Here is a 21,745-nt window from a genome sequence, read left to right as displayed (position 1 = left end):
TCACACCCTCGCCGGCGGCGTATAGGACTCGCCGTGTACGTCGACGATCACCAGGGTGCGACCGATGTCCGCACGCGTCGGGAAGTTCAGGGGATCGTCGATCCCGTTGGCATCGGCGATCAGTCGCCACAGCGCAGGGTCGCCGAGCGTGTGCTGGGCCACCAGGTAGAGGCGGTCATTCTCGCCCACCGTCCAGAACTGACGGCAGTTGTAGTAGCCGCGCGCAGCCAGGTCCTGTTGCACGGTGAGGACGGACTTGAAGGTGACGTTGAGCTCGGCACGCACCGGCACGCCCGATTCCAGGAACATGGTGAACTTCTGTTCCAGCCGCACGATGATGCCGGTAAACAGCGCCCCGGCCCAGGAGAACACGACCGTCGGCGGTTCCTTGCGCATGCCCGTGCCGACCGTGGGCTGGGTCAGCGCGGCAATGCGGTTGGTGTAAAGCCGCACGTCAGTGCGCTTGTCGTAGGTATCGAAAAACAGATTGACCGTCAGGTCATCATCGTTGACCCGCTGGAACTGGATGTTCGAGCCCTCGCCCTGCACGACCACCGATTTGTTGAGCGACAACTCGGTGGGGTTGTACATCACCGGGATGGTCTCGGCGGTGGGCCGCACGATGATTTTGGCCTTCTCCAGCATCACAGCCCCCGGCGATAGCGTTCGAGACCCTGGCGCCCGGCGATCGCGCCGGCCACCCGGTCGGTCAGTTCACGCAGCACGCGCGGTGCAAGCACGGCCTGTTCGAGTTGGCCACGCCAGGGCGCGTTCTGCGCGAGCTCCTGCGTGACCTGGCGCACCACCTGCTGTTGCAGCTGACTGGTCTGGCGCTTTGCATCGGGTGGCGCGGCGCGTGGTGTACGGCGGAACGTGAGCGTGGTGGAGGGTTTACTGGCATAACTGCGCGGCATCGACGGGGATATTGCCGCTTGGGTGATGACCGTGTCGATCAGGTGAAACGCCGAGAGACGGGCGGCCGCCCGCTCGCGCGGTGTGTCCGGTGTGCCCGGACGAGGTCCCTCGGCAGCTGACATCGCTACCATGCGATGGCGCGCCAAGGCCAGGAAGTACGTCATGCGCGGCAAGGCATTCGCAGAAGCCTGGCGCGCAGCGGTTGTCCGGGGCGTTGCACCTTTTCCGCGCAAGGATGGGGCGTGCCGGTCACGCAGACGCATCCAGGGTCGTGTCGTGGGTCGATGCGAGGGTGCCGTGCTGCCGGGCCGTCCTGTCGGGATGTTCTTCGAGAGATCGTCGATCGGCTGCGACGTGTGCCGCCTCGTGGCCACAATGCGCTGCGCCGCGGTGCTCGCGTCGATGGCCGATCGCATTGGCGTCTTGGGCCCACCGCGCAAGCCGGGCGCATCACGCCGGGACGAGGCCTTCCGTCCGTCGACCGACGGTACTTGCCTGTTCTTCAGATCCCGGAAGAATCGCTGTGTGCCGGACAGGATCTGTGACAACGTCAGCGTGCGCAGTACGTCGTGGCGCTGGCTCCCGCGTACCGACGCCGACTGCCCTTGATCCGGTGCTCGCAACAGATGCAAGATCCCATCGCCGGTAGCGAGCGACCGTGCCGTACGCGAACCATGCACGCCGCGCGCAACGATGCGGCGCTCCGCGTGATGCCCTCGGCTTGCGACGAACTCGCGCGCAGCGATCATGCACACGAGGTAGGCGTGAAGCGAAGTCGCGCGCGCAGCGCGTGCTTCGGCCATGAGCAGCCGTACGGTGAGCCGGTTGTCGATCCGCATCGCGGCGGACGTCCGAGACGCCGTCAGATAAAGCAGCCGGACGCCGCCCGACATGCCGAACAGCATCCGGTGCGTGCGCAAGCGTAAGCGCGATGGTGGCAGCGCGTCACGCGCCGGCCGGCGGACGGCACGCGATAGCACACGACCCAGGGCGTTGCGCTGGTGCATCAGAGCGCGCCACCCACGGCCGAAGCGACACCCACCGCAGCCGAGTACGCCATCGCCGCGCGACTCTTGCGCACGCCTTCGTGAGCGAGCACGAAGCGCTGCGTCGCCACCAGGGTTTGTCCGGCATCCAGCGCTGGTCCCTGCCACTCAATCGGCCACGCGTTGTAGAAGTCGTACCAGACCGTGGGCAAGCCCACGTCGTTGAGCATGTAGATCGAACCGTTACGGCGCTTGATGGTGCCCTGCAGGGTGGATTGGTACCACAGCCACATCGGGTCGAGCGCGGTCAGCCCCGACTCCAGCACGAGATCGCTGTAACCGACCTGCCCGCCCAGCTTATAGGCACGGTCGTTGACGCCACCCTCGCGGATGGTCACCACTTCCATCTTCGAGTCCATCCCGCGTACCGAGGTGAAGCCGCCGACCAGGATGCCCTCCACCTCCACGAAGAAGTTATAGGACTTGAACGGGTCCAGATGCAGTCCCGCGCGATTGGCCACGGCGGCTGCCGCGTTGATGCCCAATGCCATCTCATGTCTCCAGATCGAGGCTTCGCCGCGGCTCGTCCGCGCTCATGGCCTGGTTGATGCGGCTGATGTGCTCACAGAAGCGACGGCGTTCCTTGTGCTCCAGCGCCAACACGTCGTCCAACGACCAGTGAAAGTGGTACGCGACGAACGCTATCTCGGCGTAGAGCTGATCGGGTGCAGCCGCGCCGCCTGCCCTTTTCCCGCGGAAGCGGCCACCTCGTCGTCCGCGCCGTCCATCTGGTTGATGCGGTTGTAGAGGTCCTGCAGGTACGCGAAGTCCGCCGAGAACAGTTCCTCGATGACGTGCGTGCTGATCATTTCCAGGGTGCCCAGCCGGGTCACCACGCGCGACAGCACGATGATCGACAGGTAGGCGGGATTGGCCTGCACGCGGTGGTCCTTCAGCGGCAGGATCTCGTCACCGGCGGTGGCCAGGCGCATCACGCCCTGGCGATGCAGGTTGCCGTCACCGTCGCGGTAGCCGATAGGCAGGGTGAATTCGACTTCGGTACTGATTACGCTCACGTTGCTTCCCCTGTCACTTGATGCGGTTGATGTAATCCATGGCCAGTTCAAGCGTCTCCACCAACACCTCGGTGGAGGACGCGTTGAGCCCCGTGGTGTCGTACTTCACCGGCCAGGCGTTGATGATGTTCCAACGGGCGCCCTCGGCACCGGCCGTATCCATCAGGATCAGCGAGATGTTCTTGCGCGCGCCCGGACTGCCGGAGCCGAGCTGGGACACCTGCTGCTGCCAGTTGTACAGGTCCAGGGTGGTGGTCAGCCCCTTCTTGAGGTTGAGGCGGCCGTAGTTGGTCAGGCCCGATAGGGTGCGCTTGTAGGTCGGGTCAGTGCCTTCGCGGTAGTCGACCGTGTCGACGCTGATGTCCGGCACGCTCGCTTCGGAAAACGAGGCGATCTGGATGCCGGCGATCTCGACACGGAAACGGAAGCCGCGGAACGGGTCGGTCAGTTGGGTGGCCATATGTCAGCTCCGGCTTAGCTGCCCGAATCCGGGCCGGCGGTTTTCTGGGTGATGCGGATGATGACGAACTCGGCCGGATAGACCGGCGCCAGTCCGATGTCGATGTACAACTGCCCCAGCATGCGCGTCTCGGGCGGATTGTTGCTCGCGTCACAGGTGACGAAAAAGGCTTCTTGCGGCGTGGCGCCGAACAGGCCGCCCTGCTGCCACAGCGTAGTGAGGAAGGCATCGATGTCGCGCGTTACCGCGGCCCACAAGGTCTGGTCGTTCGATTCGAACACCACCCACTGCAGGCTGTTCTTCAGGCTCTGCTCGACGTAGATGAACAGGCGGCGCACGCTCAGGTAGGTCCATTGCGTATCCAGGGAAACGGTACGGGCGCCGTAGATCACGTTGCCGTAGTTGATCAGGTTGCGTACCGCGTTGACGCCGTTGGGATTGAGCTGGCTCTGGTCGTCGTCGGTAATCGGCCGTTCGACACCGACCACCGTGCGCATGCTGCCGTCATTCACACCGGCCGGCGACTTCCACACACCCACGCTGCTGTCGGTGTGGGCGTAGCGGCCGAGTACCGGCCCCGACGGTGGAATCGGCACGTTGCTGCCCGAGAGCGGATTGAAGATCCAGAGCCACGGGTAGTAGAGCGAGCCGTAGCTGGAATTGATCGCCTGCGGCTGGGTTTGACCTCCGGACTGCGCGGTGCCCGACTTGAACGCGACGATCTGCTGCACGCTCTGTCCGAACGGTGGATCGGCCGCGTAGAACAGGTTGGCAAGGGTCTCGCACAACAGCATGCCCTGGTTGATCAGCTGGGCCTGCTTGATCGGGTCGGATTTGCCATTGCTGTCGACGATCGCGGCGGTGTCCGGCTGCGCCAGAAGGCTCAGGCCCTGTACGGTCTTGATCGCTTCCTGCGCGGTGGGAAAATCCAGCTGGCCGTTGGTTCCGCCACTGAGTGCCATGGGCGTGGTCGTGTTGCCGGGCCGCTGGCTGTCTTTGGGCGTCGCCAGGGCAAGACGTACGAACATCGACTGCGAATTGATACGTCCAACGGCCGCCGCATCCAGGAAGGTAAGGCCGCTGAAGGTCTCCAGCACGTAATAGCTGTTGCCGCCGATTGCCACCGGGGCGAGGCCGTTCTGCCGCACAAAATTCACCAGCAACTGCGTGCTGAGTTTGTCCGCGTTGGCGCCGGCGCCGTCGATGGTCGTCGCCTGTACGACGATCTGGAAGTTGAACACGGGTGTCGGCTGAGGCGTGCCACCGCCGTTAGGTGGTGGACCACCGCTGTTGCTTATGTAGTACATGAGGCTCGCGCCCCAGGTGCCGCTAGTGGTGGCGACCATCTTGGCAGTGCCCACCGTGCTGGTGGCAGGCGCGCCGGTCTTGTCGGCCACGCGCAGCACGTAGCAGGCGGCGCCGCCTTCCTGAAAGAACTCGTAGACCGCCCAGGAGGTGAAGCCCATCCACACCAGCCCGCCGAACAGGCGCGTGTAGGCGTTCCAGCTGGTGATCAGCGTCGGCGTGTTCAGCGGGCCGCTGTCGGTGACACCGATGAAAGCCGGCATCGACGTCGAGGCACCCTGGATGCTGCGCGTACTGGGAATCTCCTGGATATAGACGCCCGGGTGCTGATAGTTGGCCACGGTCCTGGTTCCTTTCCCGATGAATGATTCAGAGCGGCGCGCCCGCGCGATGCGTGCGCCCGGGCGTTACCGTCAGTTGAAGTTCCCGCGCCTGGCCGTCGGTGAAGGCGAAGCTCAGTGTCACGGGCGTCGGATCGGCGAGCTGGCCAGAAAGTGCCAGCGTGTACGCACCCCCCGGCGCGCAGCGGGTGCGCACATGGCGCTCCCTTCCGCGCACTGTAACGTAACGTGCGCTGATTTCCGCCGGAGTCCGGGTCGACGCCAGCGCGCCACGGATCAGCGTGGCCTGCGGCGGATACTCATAGCCGGGCCCCGGCTCCAGCATGCAGCGCAACCACGCGTCTGCCAGCGTCGCCTCCGGCGTCAGCTCAAAGTCGAGGCCGTAGGCCAGGAACCCCGGCGCATCCACGTCCAGTCGATAACGCCCCGGCGCCACGTCCACAAGCACATAGCGTGCTTCGGGCCGCCTGGGCAGTGCGATCGGTGCGCCGTTGAGACGAAAGTGAGGCACGATTCCCACCGCGGGCCGTCCGCTGTGCGAATCCAGCAACTCGATGACGCCGCTCAGTCGGTGCATCGCGATGCCTCGTTGAAGTTCGCCGGCAGTGGCCGGGTATTGACGATGGACAGATCGGTGTTCGTGACCATGTCGACATCGACTGGACGCGTCGAAGGAATGCGAACTGGCGTCAGGGTGTAGAGCTTCGTGAGTTTGTACGCCTTGCCTTGGAAGCCGGACCAGATGTCGCGCAGGCCGTCCAGCGATGTCGCTCGCGGGACGATCTCGATACGCTCGTTGCCGGCATCGCGCAGGCCCTGGTGAAGCCACTTCCCCTCCAGCGCCGGCACGTCGTGGAACAGGCGAAGCAGTTCGTCCGCCAGTACCAGTTCGATCTCGGCGGACTTGGCATACGGGACCATCGTGTACATCAGGTCGACCACCAGGGGCGCCGGCGTCATCTGCATGGCACTGGGCCGATCGGTTGCAGACGGGCGGCGATCCAGTGTGGGTGGCAGGTTGCGCAGCCAGGGGTTGTGCTCCAGCTGGAAGAGATACACCGACAGCTTGTTCTCGCTCTGCGCATCCATCTCCGCCGGCGAATCGAACACGACGGCAGACTCCGCCGCCAACAACGGAATATGCGCGCGCACGAGTTGGCGCAACGATTCGCTGACCCAGCGCACCACCTGCCCGCTATCGACGGAAGCCATGGGCATCACAAGGTAAACAGGGTATAGGCCGAGCCCACCCATTGCGGTTGGCGCGTGCCGACCTGGGCGAGCACCGAGATGTCCGTATCGCCCACCGTCTTGAGGAACAAGCGGCCAGGATCCACCTCCCCGTAGGAAACGTAGGTGCGTAACGCCAGGTCGGTCGAGCTGCCCGTATCGCCGGTGCGCAGGCGAATCTCGCTCGAAGTCATCGACCATGAAGCCAGCTGCACAGCGCCGCTGGTCTGATTGCTGACCATGATGCCGTTAGCGCCCCGCCGGTAAGGTCCGAAGGACCAGCGCACATTGGCGTCCATGTCGGAGTCGACCACGATATCCAACTGGCGGCCCGGCCGAACGTTGCGAATGTTGAGAAGCACCGTGTGGTACCGCCGCGATTCCCGATGGAAGCTGGCACTGATGCGTCCGTTCCGCCACAACGCCGGCGGGCCATCGCTAAAGAAGGCAAGGACGTTCGCTTCGTTGTTGACAGTGCAATAACCCTGCACGAACGTCGTCCCTTCCTCGACCTCCACGAACAGGGTGAAGGTAAAGTCGTTGGACGCAGGCGCGATGGCCGAGGTAGTGAGCTGCAGCACGCTGTCGTTGAACGCCACTGAACGCAGGATGGGTGTGCCGCTGTCGCTGGCATCCGACGTGACGTTGTACGAAAAGCCCATGCTGTCGCCAAGGCGGCGGCCCAACGACCAGCGTACGCCTGGCGTCTCGAAGGTGATGTTGATGCCGCTGTTGGCCGCGACCTTCTGGAACTGGAGCACCACGGGTATCAGCACTCGGGACATGGCTGTTCGTTTCCCTGGTCAAAAATCGATGGCGAAGGCGCTCAGGCCCACGACGCTGGTGCGATCGGTGCTCGACTGCAAGGTAGCGACCGCATTCGGAGGCAGGTCCACACGACCGCGCAGCTCGCGCTGGGTGGTGCGCACATAGAGTTGCACCAGGATCTCCTGGCTATCGGCGTAGGTCTGAACGAAGAACTCGCGCGCGTTGATCAGAAAATTGCTGAGGTATAGCGCCGGGTCGACGTTGGTGGAAAAGCTCAATCCGACCAGACCCCGGCCGTCGCCTTCGCTCCACACCGCATGCTGGTCGTCGCGGATGGTGATCAGCACGCGGGAGTTGGCCCGCACGTTGCGTAGCGCGATGCTCAACGGCTGGAACGCCACGTCGCGGTCCGCGCGGAACAGTTTGCCCTTCAGCGTCTCCTCGTCAACGTGGTCCATCATTCGCTGGTTCCGGATCGGAACCGACAGCAGTACGTCCTGCGGGTTTTCCTCCACGGTGGGCGGCGTCGTCTCGGGCGGCGTAGCGGATGCCGAGGACGTCACCGCGGACCCTGTGCCCGCCTTGTGCGTCGCCTTGCCCTCACCTTTCCTGGACTCTTCCATGGCGGTCACTTTCCGATCGTGATGGTGTTGCGCCCGGACACGAGCTGGCCGCTCGCGCTGCCACCGGGCACGTTATACGTGGCCGTGATCAGTCCCGAAGAGAACGCCAGGTCGAGCTGTAGCGTGGGAGGGCTGCCTGCGGTGAAGCTGCTCCACACCAGGGCCTGCATGCCGCCATAGGTCTTGCCGTCGCTGACATTGAAAAATACCTGCTTGCCAGACACGCTGAAATTCAGCAGCGGTGGCGTCGTGTTGCCCGAATACGCCTCCAGCTGCGCTGTCTGGCTATCGGTCACCAGGAAGTCGTTGCTGTCAGCCACGTTGAGCTGCACTTTCTGGTTGGTGAAATCCTGATTGAACACGAACATGAACGCGATCTGGTAGATCGGCGCATTCGCCATGGCATTCCCCTGGACGATCGTGATGTCGGAGCGTGGGCGCACGTACCCGGTGCGGCCGATGAACAGGCCGCGCCGGGTGGTAGCGCTTTCGCCGTGAAGCCGCAGCTACACGGTCAGTTGATCGGCTTCCACGGGAAGTAGATCGGGGTCTGGCTCAGCGTGGTCTTGCCGCCGTTGTTGAGCGACACCTGCACCGTCGTGGTGGCGTCGGTGACAATCGCGTATAGCAGGAGGCCCTGCGTGCCGGCCTGGGCGGCCAGATAGCCCTGGACCTGCAGCGTCCACTGGTTGCCGCCACCTCCACTTGAGGCAGTGTCGAGCGTGGTCACGTTCGGGGTGATGGTGATTGCCGACAGCGGCAGGCTACCGGCGGTTACCAGCGAAACCTGCATGCCGGCCGAACCGGATGCTTCGTCGCCAAGGCTGTAGATCACCGGGTAGCCCGCAGCGGCTCCGCCGACATTGATGACAATCTTCGAAGTGCTGGTCGCCGAGCTGCTGATGGTCAGCAGAAGGTTCATGTACTTGTCGAAATCGACGTCCGTTTTCAGGTCAGCCGCTTTTACGAGGGAAGAAGCGTCATAGCTGGCGTTCAATTCGGTAGTGCTCATGGTCGGTCACTCCTGGTCTCAGTCATTGATGGTCGGTGCGTCAAGTGCCCTGCCCACGACATCGTCGAGCGCGAACTGCGTGTCAGCTTGTGTTTTTTCAGGCGCAATCATCCGTGCCCAGCCAACGCTGGACGGAGAAGGCCAAGCGAAATCGCGGCAGCAACATTCCAGCGCGGCACGAATGCCACGAGCAGAATGTCGGATGGATACCGGACGCCGCGGTTGAACCGCGCTGACAAACACCAGGAAAGACGCGTAGGAAATTCCGCCGCGGCAATGACTACGTCATGCCGTGGTACGCCTCCTGGCTCACATTTCTTCCTCTACTTGCCATGTCCAAGGCTCACCTGAATCCCCTGTCCTTCGCTCACCAGGAAGGTGAAGCGAGACTTCACAATCGAACCATTTCGCGCGTGAAGACACAACGTACTTTGATAAGCGCATTTGGCAAATGCACGGTGCATGTGTCGCCTGCGTAAGCGAGTTGCACATTCATGCGATGCATTTCGTAAAAAGGAAATGCTGTTGCCACGATGGTGTCACCGCACCGATGTGCTGATCTCACGTGCGCAGGGGAGTCGTGCCTGTCTGCAGGAACTCCCCTGCACTGTCGATCAGAGAGCAATACCCTGCATACCGGATGCCCCTGAGAACACGGGGGTCTGTCCGACTTGCAACAGTCGACCGTCGGCCAGGATCAGGAATGTGTCGATATCGCCACCCAGGGAATTGCCGACGTACAAGAACAATCCATCCGCGGAAGCCTTGAGATCGGTCGGTGCAGCACCGGCTTCCAGCGAACCAGCGACGCCGCCATGGAGGACGGTCAGCGAGCCATCTCCACCGATGCGATACGCGCTGATGTTTCCCTTGCCCGCGTTTGCGGTAAACGCGAAACGTCCGGACACCGTCAGCCAGCATGCGGCGGCCTGTCCGTTTGCGATATCGCTGGAGATCGACTTCAGGCTGCCGTCATGGCTGATCGCATACGAACTGGCCGCCGAGCCGGCCGCCTGCGACGTGACGAGGTGACCGTGCGCGTCGAAGTCGAAGCCGAAGGGCTGTGGGTCGTTCGACGGTGTGATGTCGGGATCCTTGGCCAGACTCCCGTTGCGGTCGACAGCGAAGAGTTCGAACCACCCCTTGGCGGAGGCATCTTTGACCGACACCGCGAGCCAGTCGCCGTCCGGCGAGAACTGCAGTTGCGCCGGGGTCATGCCAACGTTGGGCTGGTTGCCGACCAGGGGAGCATCCGTGCCAAGCAGGCGCGTCTCCGCCGGCAAGGCGACGAGCTGCCCTCCGGCGGTGATCTGAAATGCCGTGATCGTGGAGGTGTTGGCGCTGTTGAGAACATAGAGGCGACTGCCCCTCTGGGCGACGCTGACCGGATAGGTACCGCCGGTAGGCTGGACGTCGATCAGGCGCAGGCGGCTGCCCTCGATAGCGAATACGGACACCTGATTGGAGCCCGCATTGGTGGCGAAGAGCAGACGGCCGTCCTCGCTCCTGATCAGCGCATTCTGAGAACCGAGCGGGTCCGGGGGCGGAGCCGTGGTGCCGACGCCGACGCCCTTCCCTCCCGTCGACGTGACCGACACCTTTTCCAGGCCCCCGAAAAAGTTGCGACGTAACACGGCGACGCTGTTGCCCTGGATGTCGTTGGACATAACGTAGACGTAGGGTGAGTCGAAGCGCCGTTGATCGAGCGGGCGATCCTGCGCGTGGACGGCGCTTGCGGCCGCCAGTACCCCGGCAAGGGCGGCAGCCAGCTTTTGTGTGGTGTTCATGGTCGCGTCTCCGAAAGAGCCAGATAGCTCAATGGGTCTTCGCCCTCGAGACGCGTTTGGTTACAGGTATGTGCCCGAATAGGCCAAGATAAGGACTTCGATCTTTACGTCGGCCGGGCATGAACGAAGCAAGAGCATCAACGGGCGCGGTCGTCGCACTGGGCGCGACCGTCGTCATCTGGGCATTCAGCTGGATCGTGATGAAGCTGGTGCTGCGCTACGCCGGGCCGTTCGACTTCTGCGCGCTGCGCTACCTCATCGGGGCTGCGTTGCTGTTCGTCGTGCTTGTAGTGATGCGTCGTCCCCTGGCCTGCCCTCCCCTGGGCGGAACCATCGTCACCGGACTGGCCCAGACGGCAGCCTTTCAGGGCCTGGGTCAATTTGCGTTGACCTCCGGAGGCACGGGGCACGTGGTGTTGCTGGCTTACGCCATGCCGTTCTGGGCCGTGCTGCTGGCCTGGTTGTTGCTCGGCGAGCGCCCGTTGCGTCGGCACTGGATCGGGCTGGCCCTGGCAGCCACCGGCCTCACCTTTGTCATCGCGCCATGGAACGGGCTGGGCAATCCGGTCAGCACGGCCTTCGCCTTGCTGGGCGGCATGTGCTGGGCGTTGGGCACCGTCACCAGCAAGCGCATGTTCCAACGCCACCAGCCCGACCCGCTCACCTTTACCGCATGGCAAATGGCTTTCGGCGCTGTCGCACTGGGCGTTGTCGCCGTGCTGGTTCCCCAGCGATCCATCGACTGGAGCCCGACCTTCATCGCGGGCCTGGCGTACTCGGTGATCCTTGCCACCAGCCTGGCATGGACGCTGTGGCTACTGGTCGTGCGCCGGCTACCCACTGCGGTGGCCTCGGTGTCGTCACTGGCCGTCCCCGTGATCAGCGTGCTGATGGCCTGGGTCGTTCTGCACGAGAAACCCACCAACAGCGAGTGGCTAGGCATGGCGTTCATCGTCGCCGGGCTGGTAGCCGTCAGCGGCATCGCGAGCACCCTTCGCCGATGAATCGGCTCCTACGGAAGAACCTCCAAGACGTAGGGGGATCTGCATCTGCAACATGACACGCATGGCATTCGGCGGCCGATTCCTTCGGAGGTTCGCATGAGCAGTGCTGCAGTCAATATGAAGCTCGAGATCGTGGTCATCCCCGTTTCCGACGTCGATCGCGCCAAGCGATTTTACGGCGAACTGGGGTGGCGACTGGACGCCGATTTCGCTTCGGACGATGGCTACTTCCGCGTCATCCAGTTCACGCCGCCCGGCTCCGGTTGTTCGGTCATCTTCGGAAAGAACGTCACCGCGGCGGCCCCTGGGTCCGCGCAGGGTCTGTACCTGATCGTCTCCGACATCGAGGCCGCCCGCGACGAACTGATCCGCCGCGGCGTCGATGTGAGCGAGGTGTTCCACGGTGCCGGCGACGCTCACGCTGGGCCAGACGAGCCGTACCTGTTCGGACGGGTCAGGGTCAGCGGCCCGGATAAGGAGCGCAGCAGCTACCGTTCGTTCGCTTCGTTCGCCGATCCCGATGGCAATGGGTGGCTCTTCCAGGAGATCACCCAGCGCCTGCCTGGGCGGATCGATACCGGCATCACGACATTTGCCTCGGCCAGCGACCTTGCGGCTGCGCTACGCCGGGCGGGGGCTGCGCACGGCGAGCACGAGAAGCGAACCGGCGGCCAGCACGACGAGAACTGGCCGGATTGGTACGCCAGCTACCTCGCCGCCGAACAGTCGGCTGGCGAGCTGCCCCAGTGACCGAGGTTCCCCTGGCTAGGAGAACGCCGGATCGGAGACGGATGCCTGCCCGGTCTCGCGGTGCCCCGCGAACCGCCGGCGAAACGACGCATCGGAATCACTGGTCGCGGTAAGGTCGTACCAATGGTCGCAGCCGGTGATATCGAACCGGGCCTCCGCGTGCTCCCCCGGCTGCAGCCAGAAACGCTGCGGCGGTTGGCGGAGATACGCGTTGGCTTCGATCGTAATGGCGCAAGGACGCCCACCCTCGTTGCTCATGACCAGATGCAACTCACCCGAATGACGTCCCTCGGACATCGTGACCTCGGGTAGCGCAAGACGCCGGCGATCTTCGACCAGACCCGGCTGCTTGCCACTGAACTGGCGAAGGAAGCCGTTCGGCCCGATCACGGTGAGGTCGTACGCATCGCCGCTGTTGGAGCTGGTCCAGTAGTCGGACAACGATTTACCGGCTTCCACCGTATAGGTCCACGGACCGTCGGAACGGAGCGACGAGGTCACGCTGAAGCAGGCACCGATGTCGCCGGTGTTGCCGAATCCAAGGACGTAACGTCCCTGTGCCTGGTCGAGCTTGCCTGTCACTTCGAGTGCGTAGGCCAGTGCACGCGCCGGACGTTGCCCACGCTCCTGTCGCGGAAGCTGCTGGTGAGTCGGCGGCGTCGGACTGAAGTCACTGTGGGTAGTGCGATCAGGCTGGTAGCCCGTGGTCGAGGGCAAAGGCGGCACGCGCCCATCGTGGCCTTCAAAATCGAAGGCGCGGGTCAGGTCGCCGCAGACCGCACGCCGCCAGGCAGAGATGTTCGGCTCGCGCACACCGAAGCGCTGCTCGAGGAAACGGAGGATGGACGTATGGTCGTAGGTCTCCGAACACACCCAGCCGCCCTTGCTCCACGGCGAAACGACCATCATCGGTACACGCACGCCAAGGCCGTAAACGCCCGCATTGAAACCGTTGCCGCCCGCGTAGACTTCACCATCGATGCTGACCGTGGACAGCCCCCGGTCGCGTGACTGCGGCGGGTACGCCGGCAGCATGTGATCGAAGAAGCCGTCGTTTTCATCGTAGGTAATGAACAGCGCCGTCTTGCTCCAGACGTCCGGATTGGCCGTCAAGGCATCGAGCACCTGGTCGACATACCAGGCACCGTAGTTGGCGGGCCAGCTAGGGTGCTCGGTATACGCTTCGGGTGCCGCGATCCATGAAACCTGCGGCAGGCGGTCGGCCATGACATCCTTCTGCAGGAGGTCGAACAGCGACTGCCCATTCAGCGTATTCGTGCCCGTGCGGGCTTTGTCGTACAACGGGTTGCCCGGCTCGGCATTCCGGTACTGATTGAAGTAGAGGAGCGAGTTGTCGCCATAGTTGCCGATGTAGGGATTGGAACCCCAGCCCCAGCCGCCCGCCGCGTCGAGGCCGGTACCCACGTCCTGGTATATCTTCCACGACACGCCGGCCGCCTCGAGACGTTCCGGGTAGGTCGTCCAGCCGTAGCCCAGCTCCGCATTGGAGAGCACCGGTCCGCCACCCTGCCCGTCGTTGCCGACGTAACCGGTCCACATGTAGTAACGGTTGGGATCGGTCGAGGAAAGCATCGAGCAGTGATACGCGTCGCAGACGGTAAAGGCGTCCGCCAGCGCATAGTGGAACGGGATGTCCTCGCGCGTCAGGTAAGCCATGGTCGTCGTGCCCTTCGACGGCACCCATTGGTCGTACTTGCCGGCGTTGAAGGCGCCGTGCGTATCGTTCCAGCCGTGCGGAAGATCTTCGATGAACTGCAGGCCGAGGTTGTCCGCCTGCGGGCGGAACGGGAGCAGATAGTCGTCACTGCCGGCGGTCAGCGGCTGGTGCCAGACTGAGCGGCCACTGGAGAGCGTGAGTGTCCGGGGATCACCGAAGCCTCGCACGCCGCGCATGCTGCCGAAGTAATGATCGAACGAGCGGTTCTCCTGCATGAGGATGACCACGTGTTCGACGTCCTTGAGCGTGCCAGTACGACGTGCCGCGGGTATCGCGAGCGCCTTCTGGATGGATGGCGGCAGTACCGACGCCGTGAACGCGGCACCCGCCGCGCCAAGGGAAAGCTTCAGGAAGTGTCGTCGGTCCTGGATCGTCATGCGTATCCCCGTGCGCTGGTTGTCCCCTGCGCCGGCGATTATCACGACGGGTTATGACAATTTGTGCACGTTACCGCCCCCGGCGGCTCGCCCTGCCTCAAATCGCAACGGACATCACATTTCTTCGAGTGAACCGGCAAGCTCGCGCGCCAGTGCGGTGAACGCCTGACCAGCCGCACTTCGATAGGCGGTCTTGCGCCCGAGGAGTGCCGCGGTCCGTTGCAGGGTCTGGGGCTCCAGGGCGATGGCGAAAAGGTCCTTGCTGCCATGGGCAATGGCGGCAGGAAGAAGCGTCGAGAGCGTCGTTCTCCGAACCGCTTCGACGACGGCTGTGATGGAGTTGGCCTCGATCGCCACGATCGGCCGGATACGATTCTCGCGGAAGTAGCGATCGATCTGCTCGCGCGTTGCGAATTCCTCGGTCAACAGGATCATCGACTCGCTGCCGATCGCATCAGCCCCCACCCTGCGTCGCTTTGCCAGCGGATGTTGCCGTCCGACGACCAGGGCGAGTGACTCGATCATCAGTGGCGTGGCTTCGATGTCAGCCGAGTGGACATCGTCGAATGCGATGCCGATGTCCAACGTGTCTTCGGCAAGCAACGCCTCCATGCGTTCCTGCGGCATCTCGCGCAGCGACAGGGTCACGTGCGGGTATCGGCCGTGAAACGACTCGATCAGGGGCCCGGCGAAGTAGGCTGTGAAGGTCGGTGTCACGCCAATGCGTAGCGACCCCCGACTGAGGTCTCCGACATCGTGAATGGCTCGCCGGCCTTCCTCCAGATCCCTGAGAGCTTTGCGCGCATGGTTCGCATAGACCTCTCCGGCGTCCGTCAGTCGTGTTGCGCGTCCCGAGCGGTCGAACAGCTGTGCCCCGAGACTTTCTTCGAGCTGCTTTATCTGCTGGGACAACGCTGGCTGGGAGACATGCAGCGCCGTCGCGGCGCGCGTGAAGCTGCCGTGCGCTGCTACGGCCAGAAAATATCTGACATGGCGCGAGAGCATGGGAATCCATAAGAAAATCCGATGGACTTCATTATAACTCGGTATTTTACGTTATGCCGGTCCCGCCCTAGTCTCGCTCCCACCAGCCAGACGCGGAGCTCATCGTGCAAGACATCATCAACGGCATCCTCAAATTCCAGCATGACGCTTTCCCCGCCCGGGCGAAGCTGTTCAAGGACCTGGCTGGCGGCCAGAGCCCCAGTACGCTCTTCATCTCATGCTCGGACAGCCGCCTGGTACCGGAGCTGGTGACCCAGCAAGAGCCCGGGGAGCTTTTCGTCATCCGCAATGCCGGCAACATCGTGCCGTCATACGGGCCCGAACCCGGCGGCGTCACCGCGACGGTCGAGTACGCCGTGGTCGCACTGAAAGTGACTGATATCGTTGTCTGTGGACACTCCAGCTGCGGTGCGATGTCGGCCATCGCGAACTGCACGTGCATGACCGACATGCCTGCCGTCGCCCATTGGTTGCGATATGCCGACTCGGCACGTGTCGTCAACGAAGCCCGCTCACACGAAAGCGCCGCCGCCAAGATCGAAGCGATGGGCCGCGAAAATGTCGTCTCGCAGCTCGCCAACCTGCAAACCCATCCGTCCGTGCGCCTGGCGCTGAAGGAAGGACGCCTGGCCCTGCACGGCTGGTTCTACGACATCGAGAGCGGCGGCATCGATGCGTACGACGGAACGACCGGCGAATTTGTCTCCCTGGCAGGCCATCCCCATGCCTGCGCAACCGCTACGCCATCCCGCGTGGCTGCTTGATCCGGCTGCTTGATCCCACTGTCCACACACCGAGACCTGACATGACCCAGACCCAGTTTCGCAACGTTTCCCGCCTCGACCTCGCTGACACCATCGTCCTCGCGAAGGCGAAGAAGTCGCTGACCTTCGCCCAGATTGCCGACGGCACCGGCTTGTCGGAGGCCTTTGTCACCGCCGCCCTGCTCGGCCAGCATCCGCTGCCCGCTGACGCCGCTGAGGTCGTGGGCAAGAAGCTCGGGCTGGACCAGGACGCGATTGCCCTGCTACAGACCATTCCTGTGCGCGGAAGCATCGGCAACGGCGTGCCGACCGACCCGACCATTTACCGGTTCTACGAAATGATCCAGGTGTATGGAACGACTCTCAAGGCTTTGGTCCATGAGAAGTTCGGTGACGGCATCATCAGTGCCATCAACTTCAAGCTCGACGTGAAAAAGGTGTCAGATCCCGATGGCGGCGAACGTGCGGTGATCACGTTGAACGGGAAATATCTGCCGACCAAGCCGTTCTGATTCGGCCTACCGCCATCGAACCGTCGTGGCATGAACCACTCCGCGTGCGGCGGCTCGTCGTTGAGTCGTCGTACTCGGGTTGATGAGGAAGGCTTCCTGTGCCCGTGCAAGCATCGGCGAGTCATCCTCGCTGTCGCTATAGGCGTACCGCCACGATTCACCGTATCCCGCTTCGGAAAGCATCCGGCACTTCTCGGCGCCGCGGCAGTGGCGCTGCATGATCCAGCCGCCACCTGCCCTTCGCAGGGTCGAGCCGATGACTTCCAGATCGCTGCCGAAGGCAACGAGCAACCGCTCGGCGAGCCATTGGGGAGCCGCCGTAACGACAACCACACGATCGCCACGGGCGATGTGCTCCCCGAGTCGTTCCATGCCATCGTCAAACCAGCGCAAGCCTTGCAGGCCTCCCTCGAAACGCGTCGCGAACGCGTCGATGCTTTGCTCCACGGCAGAGCGATCAAGTCCGTAGGTGGTAATCCACAGCAGGACGGACGCGCCCGCGCGTCTCGCCCAGGAGAGGTGAAGAAGAACCCATGCCACGGGAAGGACCGGCAGTAAGGCAAGCCGCTTCCATGGAGACGCGCTAAGCAAGCCGCGCATCCAGGCTACGGTTGAATCCGCCGACAGCAGCGTCTTGTCCAGATCGAACACGGCGCAATCCCGTCGGACCTCGGGCGTCGAATCGAGCTGCACCGTTTAGTGGTTACCCTCGATCGCTTTCACGGCGTCGAGCGTCTCCTGGACATGCTTCTGCGGCTTGAGGCTCGAATAGACGTGCGTGATCTTCCCGGATGGGGCGATCACATAGGACGTACGGTCCGACCAGCCCGGCCGAAGCATCAGCATGGCGTCGTACTCTTTTGCGATTTTCGCACCCTCGTCGGCCGCCACCGGGAACTTGCCGCCGCAGTGTTCGTTCTCTTTCGAGAAATCCGCCAGCTCACCGGTGTTGCCCGCCGTCACGCCGATCACCGTGGCGTGCAGCGCCTTGAACTTGTCGATCGCCTCCGAAAACATGTGGGCTTCGACATTGCAGCCATCCGTGTGCGCTGCCGGGAAGAAGTAGACCACCACCGGGCCTTCCTTCAGGGCATCGGCGAGCCTGAAAGTAAACGGCTTGCCAGCGAGGTAGGCCGGCGCGGCGAAGTCCGGCGCCTGTGTGCCTTCCTTCAGGGCGGCGGAGGCGGGGGTGGCGAGAGCGGCTGTACCGGCTAACACGAGTGCAGCGAACGTCATTAGTGGCTTCATGACTGAGGTCTCCAGGGAAGGGGAAGAACCATAAGATACAGGTACGTTGAAGGCGCCGTCGGACTGTGCCGGATGACGCAGTGCGAAGCCAGCGTGACATGTTACGGTCGGGTGTTGCCCGGGCTGCCCGGGCGTTCTCCGACTGGGGCCAAACGCATGATGCTAGCGCGGAAGATCTTGTTTTCGACGGTATTGCTCCTGACCGGCACATCGGTCGTCCAGGCATCCACACCACCTGTCATCAGCGGATCCGCCCGCTTCACCGTGCTTACGCCGCGCGTCATCCGTATGGAGTATGCCGAAGGCGGCCGCTTTGAAGACGCGCCGTCGCTGGTATTTGCGACGCGCACAGGCGCCCCTGCCGTCGACGCGAAGGTCTCTCACGAGAAAGGCTGGCTGGTCATTCGCACCAGCGACATCACTCTTCGCTACAAAGAAGGCACGGGCGTCTTTACGGCTGACAACCTTGGCATCGTTTCCAGCAAGGCGAAAACCTCTTTCAACTGGCATCCCGGCCAGAAGGACACCGCCAACCTCGGCGGCACAGCTCGCACCCTCGACCAGGTCGACGGTGACCGCCACGCTGCCGATAACACGCCCCTCGATCTGGGCGATGGCCTGCTCTCGCGCGAAGGCTGGCACGTGGTCGACGACACCGGCAGTTTCGTCTTCGGCAACGAGAAACTACCGTGGGTTCATCGCAGGGCCTGTGAGGGCTGCACTGACTGGACCTTTTTCGGGTATGGCCACGATTACGCCGCGGCCCTGCAGGATTTCGCGCTGCTGGCTGGTCGAGAGCCGCTACCGCCGCGCTACGCCTTCGGGTACTGGTGGTCGCGCTACTGGAACTACAGTGACAGCGAACTGCGCGATGTCGTCGCCGACTTCGTGCGCTATCGCATTCCGCTCGACGTGCTGGTCATCGACATGGACTGGCACCGTACCGATGGGCTCTCGTCTGTACATCCGCGGGATGACATCAACGGACAGACCATGGGCTGGACAGGCTTCACCTGGAATCGCGCTCTCTTTCCGGAGCCGGAACGCCTGCTCCAGTGGCTGCGGGGGCAAGGCCTCAAGGTCACGCTGAATCTGCACCCGGCTTCCGGCGTCCTGCCTCACGAGGAGTCCTACGGTCGCTTCATGGGGGATCTGAAGGCCGATCCGGCTAAGCCGCTGGCATTCGAAGCCGCGGACCCGGCTTATATGGCTGCGTTGTTCCATGCCGTCCTCGATCCGCTGCAACACATGGGCGTGAGCTTCTGGTGGCTGGACTGGCAGCAATGGCGAGAGTCGAAGGCACTGCCTGGCCTGAGCAACACCTGGTGGCTCAACCATGTTTTCTTCACCCACATGCAGCAGCAGGGTGAGCAGCGTGCGCTCATCTATCACCGTTGGGGCGGCCTGGGTAACCATCGTTACCAGATCGGTTTCTCGGGCGATTCCATCATCTCATGGGGATCGCTGGCCTTCCAACCCCGTTTCACCGCCACCGCCTCCAACGTGCTGTACGGCTACTGGAGTCACGATCTGGGCGGCCATACCTTCCGCGATGAGAGCGATCCGGCGACGCGCCGGATCGACCCGGAGCTCTACATTCGCTGGATGCAATTCGGCGCGTACAGCCCGATCATGCGGACGCACACCACGAAGAATCCCGATCTGCGCAAGGAACCCTGGCGCTTCGCGCCGGCGCAGTTCGATGCACTACGCCACACCGTACTCACGCGCTACACCCTGCTTCCCTACACGTACACGATGGGTCGCAAAGCCTTTGACACCGGTATCTCGCTGGTCCGGCCCATGTACTACGCGTGGCCGGAAGACGAGAAGGCGTACCGGTCCAGCGGGCAGTACATGTTCGGCGACGACCTTCTGGTGGCTCCCGTGACCGCGGCGGCAGATGCCGATGGCTTCGCAAAACAGGACACATGGCTTCCCAGCGGCAAATGGTTCGACGTGACGCGCGGGCGCACACGGGAGGGTGGCCGAATCGTCGGCGGTCGCTACCGGCTCGACGACGTGCCGGTGTTCGCACGCGCAGGCGCCATCGTGCCGACCAACAGCGATCCCACCCATAGCGTGGCGAACGACGATGGTGCTCGCACCATTGTCGTTTACCCCGGGAAAAGCCAGCAGACCGAACTATACGAAGACGCAGGCGACGACGAGGGATATCGCGGCACGGCGTTCGCGCGGACCGCACTGGCCACCGAGTGGTCGAAGCACGCGGTGCGCCTGCGTATCGCTCCCCGCGCAGGTCACTATGCGGGCATGCCGACGACGCGACGCTGGAGCGTCGCCTTCATGGCCTCGGCCATGCCGTCGAACGTGACCGTCGATGGCCAGCCCGTGAAACGTGTGGACGGCGACGCCGATCTCACGCCCGGCACGTGGCGTCTCGAGGGCCGCACACTTGCGCTGCAGGTAGCATTGCCCGTGCACGATTTCGCCAACGCCCAGATGGTGGAAGTCACCTGGCCCAACGACGCACCGGATGTCGACGGTCTTGCGGGTCAAATGCGAGACGTGCGCGAGGCGGTCGAATGGCTGAAGAGCCACTGGACCGAGTTCGGCGGTATCCCTGACGAACTCTCCGAAGCGGCACAGGCCGATCGCCTCATCGACTACCACCCCGAGCGCTTTGCCCAGGAAGTGGCAGCCTTCCGCGCACGAGTCAGTCAGCTTGACCAGTCGCTGGAGAAAGGTGGGCTGCCTGCGGACATGCGCGCGCAGTTCAAGGCGAGGGCGTCGCGGAACGATTAATCGCGGTACTCGACGACGTCCCTGGATGCGATCCGGTGCAGCCCTTGCGTCTGGGCGATAACCGCATCGACCAGGATATCGGCGATACGCTCCGCTGGATTTATCCAGAGGCCCTTGGGCAACAGCGGCCGAAGCGCCGCTGCCACCGGAAGAACGAGGCGCTCGGCGAGTCGGAACTCTTTCCGGTCGCCGCCGATCATGCCCGGGCGGACGATCGTGAGCGAGGTGTAGCCCAGCCCTTGTATGTCGCGTTCGAGCTCGCCCTTGGTGCGGTTGTAGTACAGCGGCAGGGTGAGCGATGCCCCGGGCGACGAAACCAGGGCGAGTGCCTTTGCGCCTTGACGAACAGCTCGGCCAGCGAAAGCAAGGGGCAGTTCGTAGTCGACGTGACGAAAGGCTTCTTTCGAGCCGGCCGTGCCGATCGTGGTTCCCATCGCGCATATCAGCGCATCCAGTGGCCAGTGATCGGCTTCATGGAGCAAGGATTCGATCTGCTGGGCCACCGGATTGACGAGCTTTGGGTGTGAAGCCAGGCTGCGACGACTCGGGGCAATGACTTGTCGGATACGCGTGTCTGCCAATGCCCGCGCGAGAGTGTGTCTCCCCACCAGGCCCGTTGCGCCAAGTATCAGTATTCGCATCGCGTCGGGTTCTCAAGCGCCAGATAAGCACAGAATGCTAAATGTAACACTTGTTACAGTCAATTGCGGGCGTCCACACTTACGCGCGTGGCTCAGGCCTTCTTCAGAAAACACACCTTCAGCACAAGACCCTTGATTTTGTCCGAATTGCCTTCGATGTGCTCGACGTCGCCGTCGACCAGGCGAATATTTCGGATGATCGATCCCTGCTTGAGCGGAATGGACGAGCCTTTTACTTTCAGATCCTTGATGACGACGACGGAATCGCCGTTGTCGAGCACGTTGCCGTGAACGTCGCGCACAACAGCGGCGCCATCCGCGACATTCGCCGACTGCTGGGGCCATTCGTGCGCGCAGTCCGGACAGACGTAGATGTCGCCGTCGGGGTAGGTATTCTCCATGCTGCAACGGGGACAGGCGGGCATATCAGACGTTTC

The 21,745-nt window shown here is 63.3% G+C and carries 24 protein-coding genes; 5 read left to right on the top strand and 19 right to left on the bottom strand.

Translation table 11 applies throughout. The features are described from left to right. The 13 genes from HB634_RS02555 to HB634_RS02495 form a co-directional block, all read right to left on the bottom strand. Positions 1–645, bottom strand: a complete 645-nt coding sequence (locus tag HB634_RS02555) for a hypothetical protein (RefSeq protein ID WP_213947399.1) — start codon at positions 643–645, stop codon at positions 1–3. Next, a complete protein-coding gene (locus tag HB634_RS02550; RefSeq protein WP_213947398.1) occupies positions 645–1,922 on the bottom strand; it encodes a hypothetical protein in 1,278 nt (425 codons plus the stop codon). Before HB634_RS02550 ends, HB634_RS02555 begins: the two co-directional genes overlap by 1 nt. Beyond that, entirely contained in the window at positions 1,922–2,452 is a 531-nt protein-coding gene (locus tag HB634_RS02545; RefSeq protein ID WP_213947397.1) for a phage tail protein, read from the bottom strand. Before HB634_RS02545 ends, HB634_RS02550 begins: the two co-directional genes overlap by 1 nt. A 150-nt stretch (positions 2,453–2,602) precedes the next feature. Further along, entirely contained in the window at positions 2,603–2,977 is a 375-nt protein-coding gene (locus tag HB634_RS02540; RefSeq protein WP_063572550.1) for a hypothetical protein, read from the bottom strand. Positions 2,978–2,990: 13 nt separating this feature from the next. Next, positions 2,991–3,437, bottom strand: coding sequence for a phage tail protein (locus HB634_RS02535; protein ID WP_063572551.1), 447 nt, complete (start codon positions 3,435–3,437; stop codon positions 2,991–2,993). Positions 3,438–3,451: 14 nt separating this feature from the next. Continuing rightward, positions 3,452–5,083: a phage tail sheath C-terminal domain-containing protein gene (locus tag HB634_RS23045; protein ID WP_213947396.1), complete on the bottom strand. Its 1,632-nt coding sequence runs from the start codon at positions 5,081–5,083 to the stop codon at positions 3,452–3,454. 28 nt (positions 5,084–5,111) lie between these two features. Then, entirely contained in the window at positions 5,112–5,660 is a 549-nt protein-coding gene (locus HB634_RS02525; protein WP_213947395.1) for a hypothetical protein, read from the bottom strand. Continuing rightward, a complete protein-coding gene (locus HB634_RS02520) occupies positions 5,648–6,295 on the bottom strand; it encodes a DUF4255 domain-containing protein (RefSeq protein ID WP_213947394.1) in 648 nt (215 codons plus the stop codon). Before HB634_RS02520 ends, HB634_RS02525 begins: the two co-directional genes overlap by 13 nt. A 5-nt stretch (positions 6,296–6,300) precedes the next feature. Beyond that, positions 6,301–7,098: a hypothetical protein gene (locus HB634_RS02515; RefSeq protein ID WP_213947393.1), complete on the bottom strand. Its 798-nt coding sequence runs from the start codon at positions 7,096–7,098 to the stop codon at positions 6,301–6,303. Between the two features lie 18 nt (positions 7,099–7,116). Next, positions 7,117–7,704, bottom strand: coding sequence for a hypothetical protein (locus HB634_RS02510; RefSeq protein WP_213947392.1), 588 nt, complete (start codon positions 7,702–7,704; stop codon positions 7,117–7,119). A 5-nt stretch (positions 7,705–7,709) separates the two neighbouring features. Then, a complete protein-coding gene (locus HB634_RS02505) occupies positions 7,710–8,147 on the bottom strand; it encodes a hypothetical protein (protein ID WP_157504414.1) in 438 nt (145 codons plus the stop codon). 71 nt (positions 8,148–8,218) lie between these two features. Then, positions 8,219–8,716 carry a hypothetical protein gene (locus tag HB634_RS02500; protein WP_063573656.1) on the bottom strand — a complete coding sequence of 166 codons (498 nt, stop codon included), beginning with the start codon at positions 8,714–8,716 and terminating at the stop codon, positions 8,219–8,221. Between the two features lie 614 nt (positions 8,717–9,330). Continuing rightward, complete coding sequence (locus HB634_RS02495) at positions 9,331–10,503, bottom strand: beta-propeller fold lactonase family protein (RefSeq protein ID WP_213947391.1); 1,173 nt, start codon at positions 10,501–10,503, stop codon at positions 9,331–9,333. 119 nt (positions 10,504–10,622) lie between these two features. Between HB634_RS02495 and HB634_RS02490 the strand changes: the two genes are divergently transcribed. Together HB634_RS02490 and HB634_RS02485 are read left to right on the top strand one after the other, a co-directional pair. Next, positions 10,623–11,507 carry an EamA family transporter gene (locus tag HB634_RS02490; protein ID WP_063572131.1) on the top strand — a complete coding sequence of 295 codons (885 nt, stop codon included), beginning with the start codon at positions 10,623–10,625 and terminating at the stop codon, positions 11,505–11,507. Between the two features lie 96 nt (positions 11,508–11,603). Next, positions 11,604–12,257 (top strand): VOC family protein, encoded by a 654-nt coding sequence (locus HB634_RS02485; protein ID WP_213947390.1) that lies wholly within the window; start codon positions 11,604–11,606, stop codon positions 12,255–12,257. Positions 12,258–12,272: 15 nt separating this feature from the next. Here HB634_RS02485 and HB634_RS02480 read toward each other — a convergent pair whose 3' ends face one another. Both HB634_RS02480 and cynR read right to left on the bottom strand, forming a co-directional pair. Then, the gene (locus HB634_RS02480; protein ID WP_213947389.1) at positions 12,273–14,372 is read right to left on the bottom strand and encodes a phospholipase C, phosphocholine-specific; all 2,100 of its coding nucleotides are present in this window, start codon (positions 14,370–14,372) and stop codon (positions 12,273–12,275) included. Positions 14,373–14,486: 114 nt separating this feature from the next. After that, a complete protein-coding gene (gene cynR, locus HB634_RS02475) occupies positions 14,487–15,377 on the bottom strand; it encodes a transcriptional regulator CynR (RefSeq protein WP_213947388.1) in 891 nt (296 codons plus the stop codon). Positions 15,378–15,481: 104 nt separating this feature from the next. Here cynR and HB634_RS02470 point away from each other — a divergent pair, with 104 nt between their 5' ends. Both HB634_RS02470 and cynS read left to right on the top strand, forming a co-directional pair. Continuing rightward, positions 15,482–16,141, top strand: coding sequence for a carbonic anhydrase (locus HB634_RS02470; RefSeq protein WP_213947387.1), 660 nt, complete (start codon positions 15,482–15,484; stop codon positions 16,139–16,141). 41 nt (positions 16,142–16,182) lie between these two features. Next, entirely contained in the window at positions 16,183–16,653 is a 471-nt protein-coding gene (cynS, locus tag HB634_RS02465; RefSeq protein ID WP_213947386.1) for a cyanase, read from the top strand. A 6-nt stretch (positions 16,654–16,659) separates the two neighbouring features. On the opposite strand, the gene HB634_RS02460 is transcribed toward cynS, so the two are convergent. Together HB634_RS02460 and HB634_RS02455 are read right to left on the bottom strand one after the other, a co-directional pair. Further along, complete coding sequence (locus HB634_RS02460) at positions 16,660–17,304, bottom strand: haloacid dehalogenase-like hydrolase (RefSeq protein WP_213947385.1); 645 nt, start codon at positions 17,302–17,304, stop codon at positions 16,660–16,662. Between the two features lie 45 nt (positions 17,305–17,349). Next, positions 17,350–17,901, bottom strand: coding sequence for a peroxiredoxin (locus HB634_RS02455; RefSeq protein WP_213947384.1), 552 nt, complete (start codon positions 17,899–17,901; stop codon positions 17,350–17,352). A gap of 177 nt (positions 17,902–18,078) precedes the next feature. On the opposite strand from HB634_RS02455, the gene HB634_RS02450 reads away from it, so the two are divergent. Then, positions 18,079–20,667: a glycoside hydrolase family 31 protein gene (locus HB634_RS02450; RefSeq protein WP_213947383.1), complete on the top strand. Its 2,589-nt coding sequence runs from the start codon at positions 18,079–18,081 to the stop codon at positions 20,665–20,667. Here HB634_RS02450 and HB634_RS02445 read toward each other — a convergent pair. Both HB634_RS02445 and HB634_RS02440 read right to left on the bottom strand, forming a co-directional pair. Beyond that, a complete protein-coding gene (locus HB634_RS02445; RefSeq protein WP_345777451.1) occupies positions 20,664–21,170 on the bottom strand; it encodes an NAD-dependent dehydratase in 507 nt (168 codons plus the stop codon). The two genes, HB634_RS02450 and HB634_RS02445, sit on opposite strands and share 4 nt — an antisense overlap. A gap of 230 nt (positions 21,171–21,400) precedes the next feature. After that, positions 21,401–21,733, bottom strand: coding sequence for a zinc ribbon domain-containing protein YjdM (locus tag HB634_RS02440; protein ID WP_063572111.1), 333 nt, complete (start codon positions 21,731–21,733; stop codon positions 21,401–21,403). Positions 21,734–21,745: the final 12 nt, after the last annotated feature.

Source organism: Luteibacter sp. dw_328 (assembly GCF_018449605.1).
In the GTDB taxonomy this organism is placed as follows: Bacteria; Pseudomonadota; Gammaproteobacteria; order Xanthomonadales; family Rhodanobacteraceae; genus Luteibacter.
Note: the sequence above shows the minus strand (reverse complement) of the source record. Positions and strands in the feature narration are given on the sequence as shown.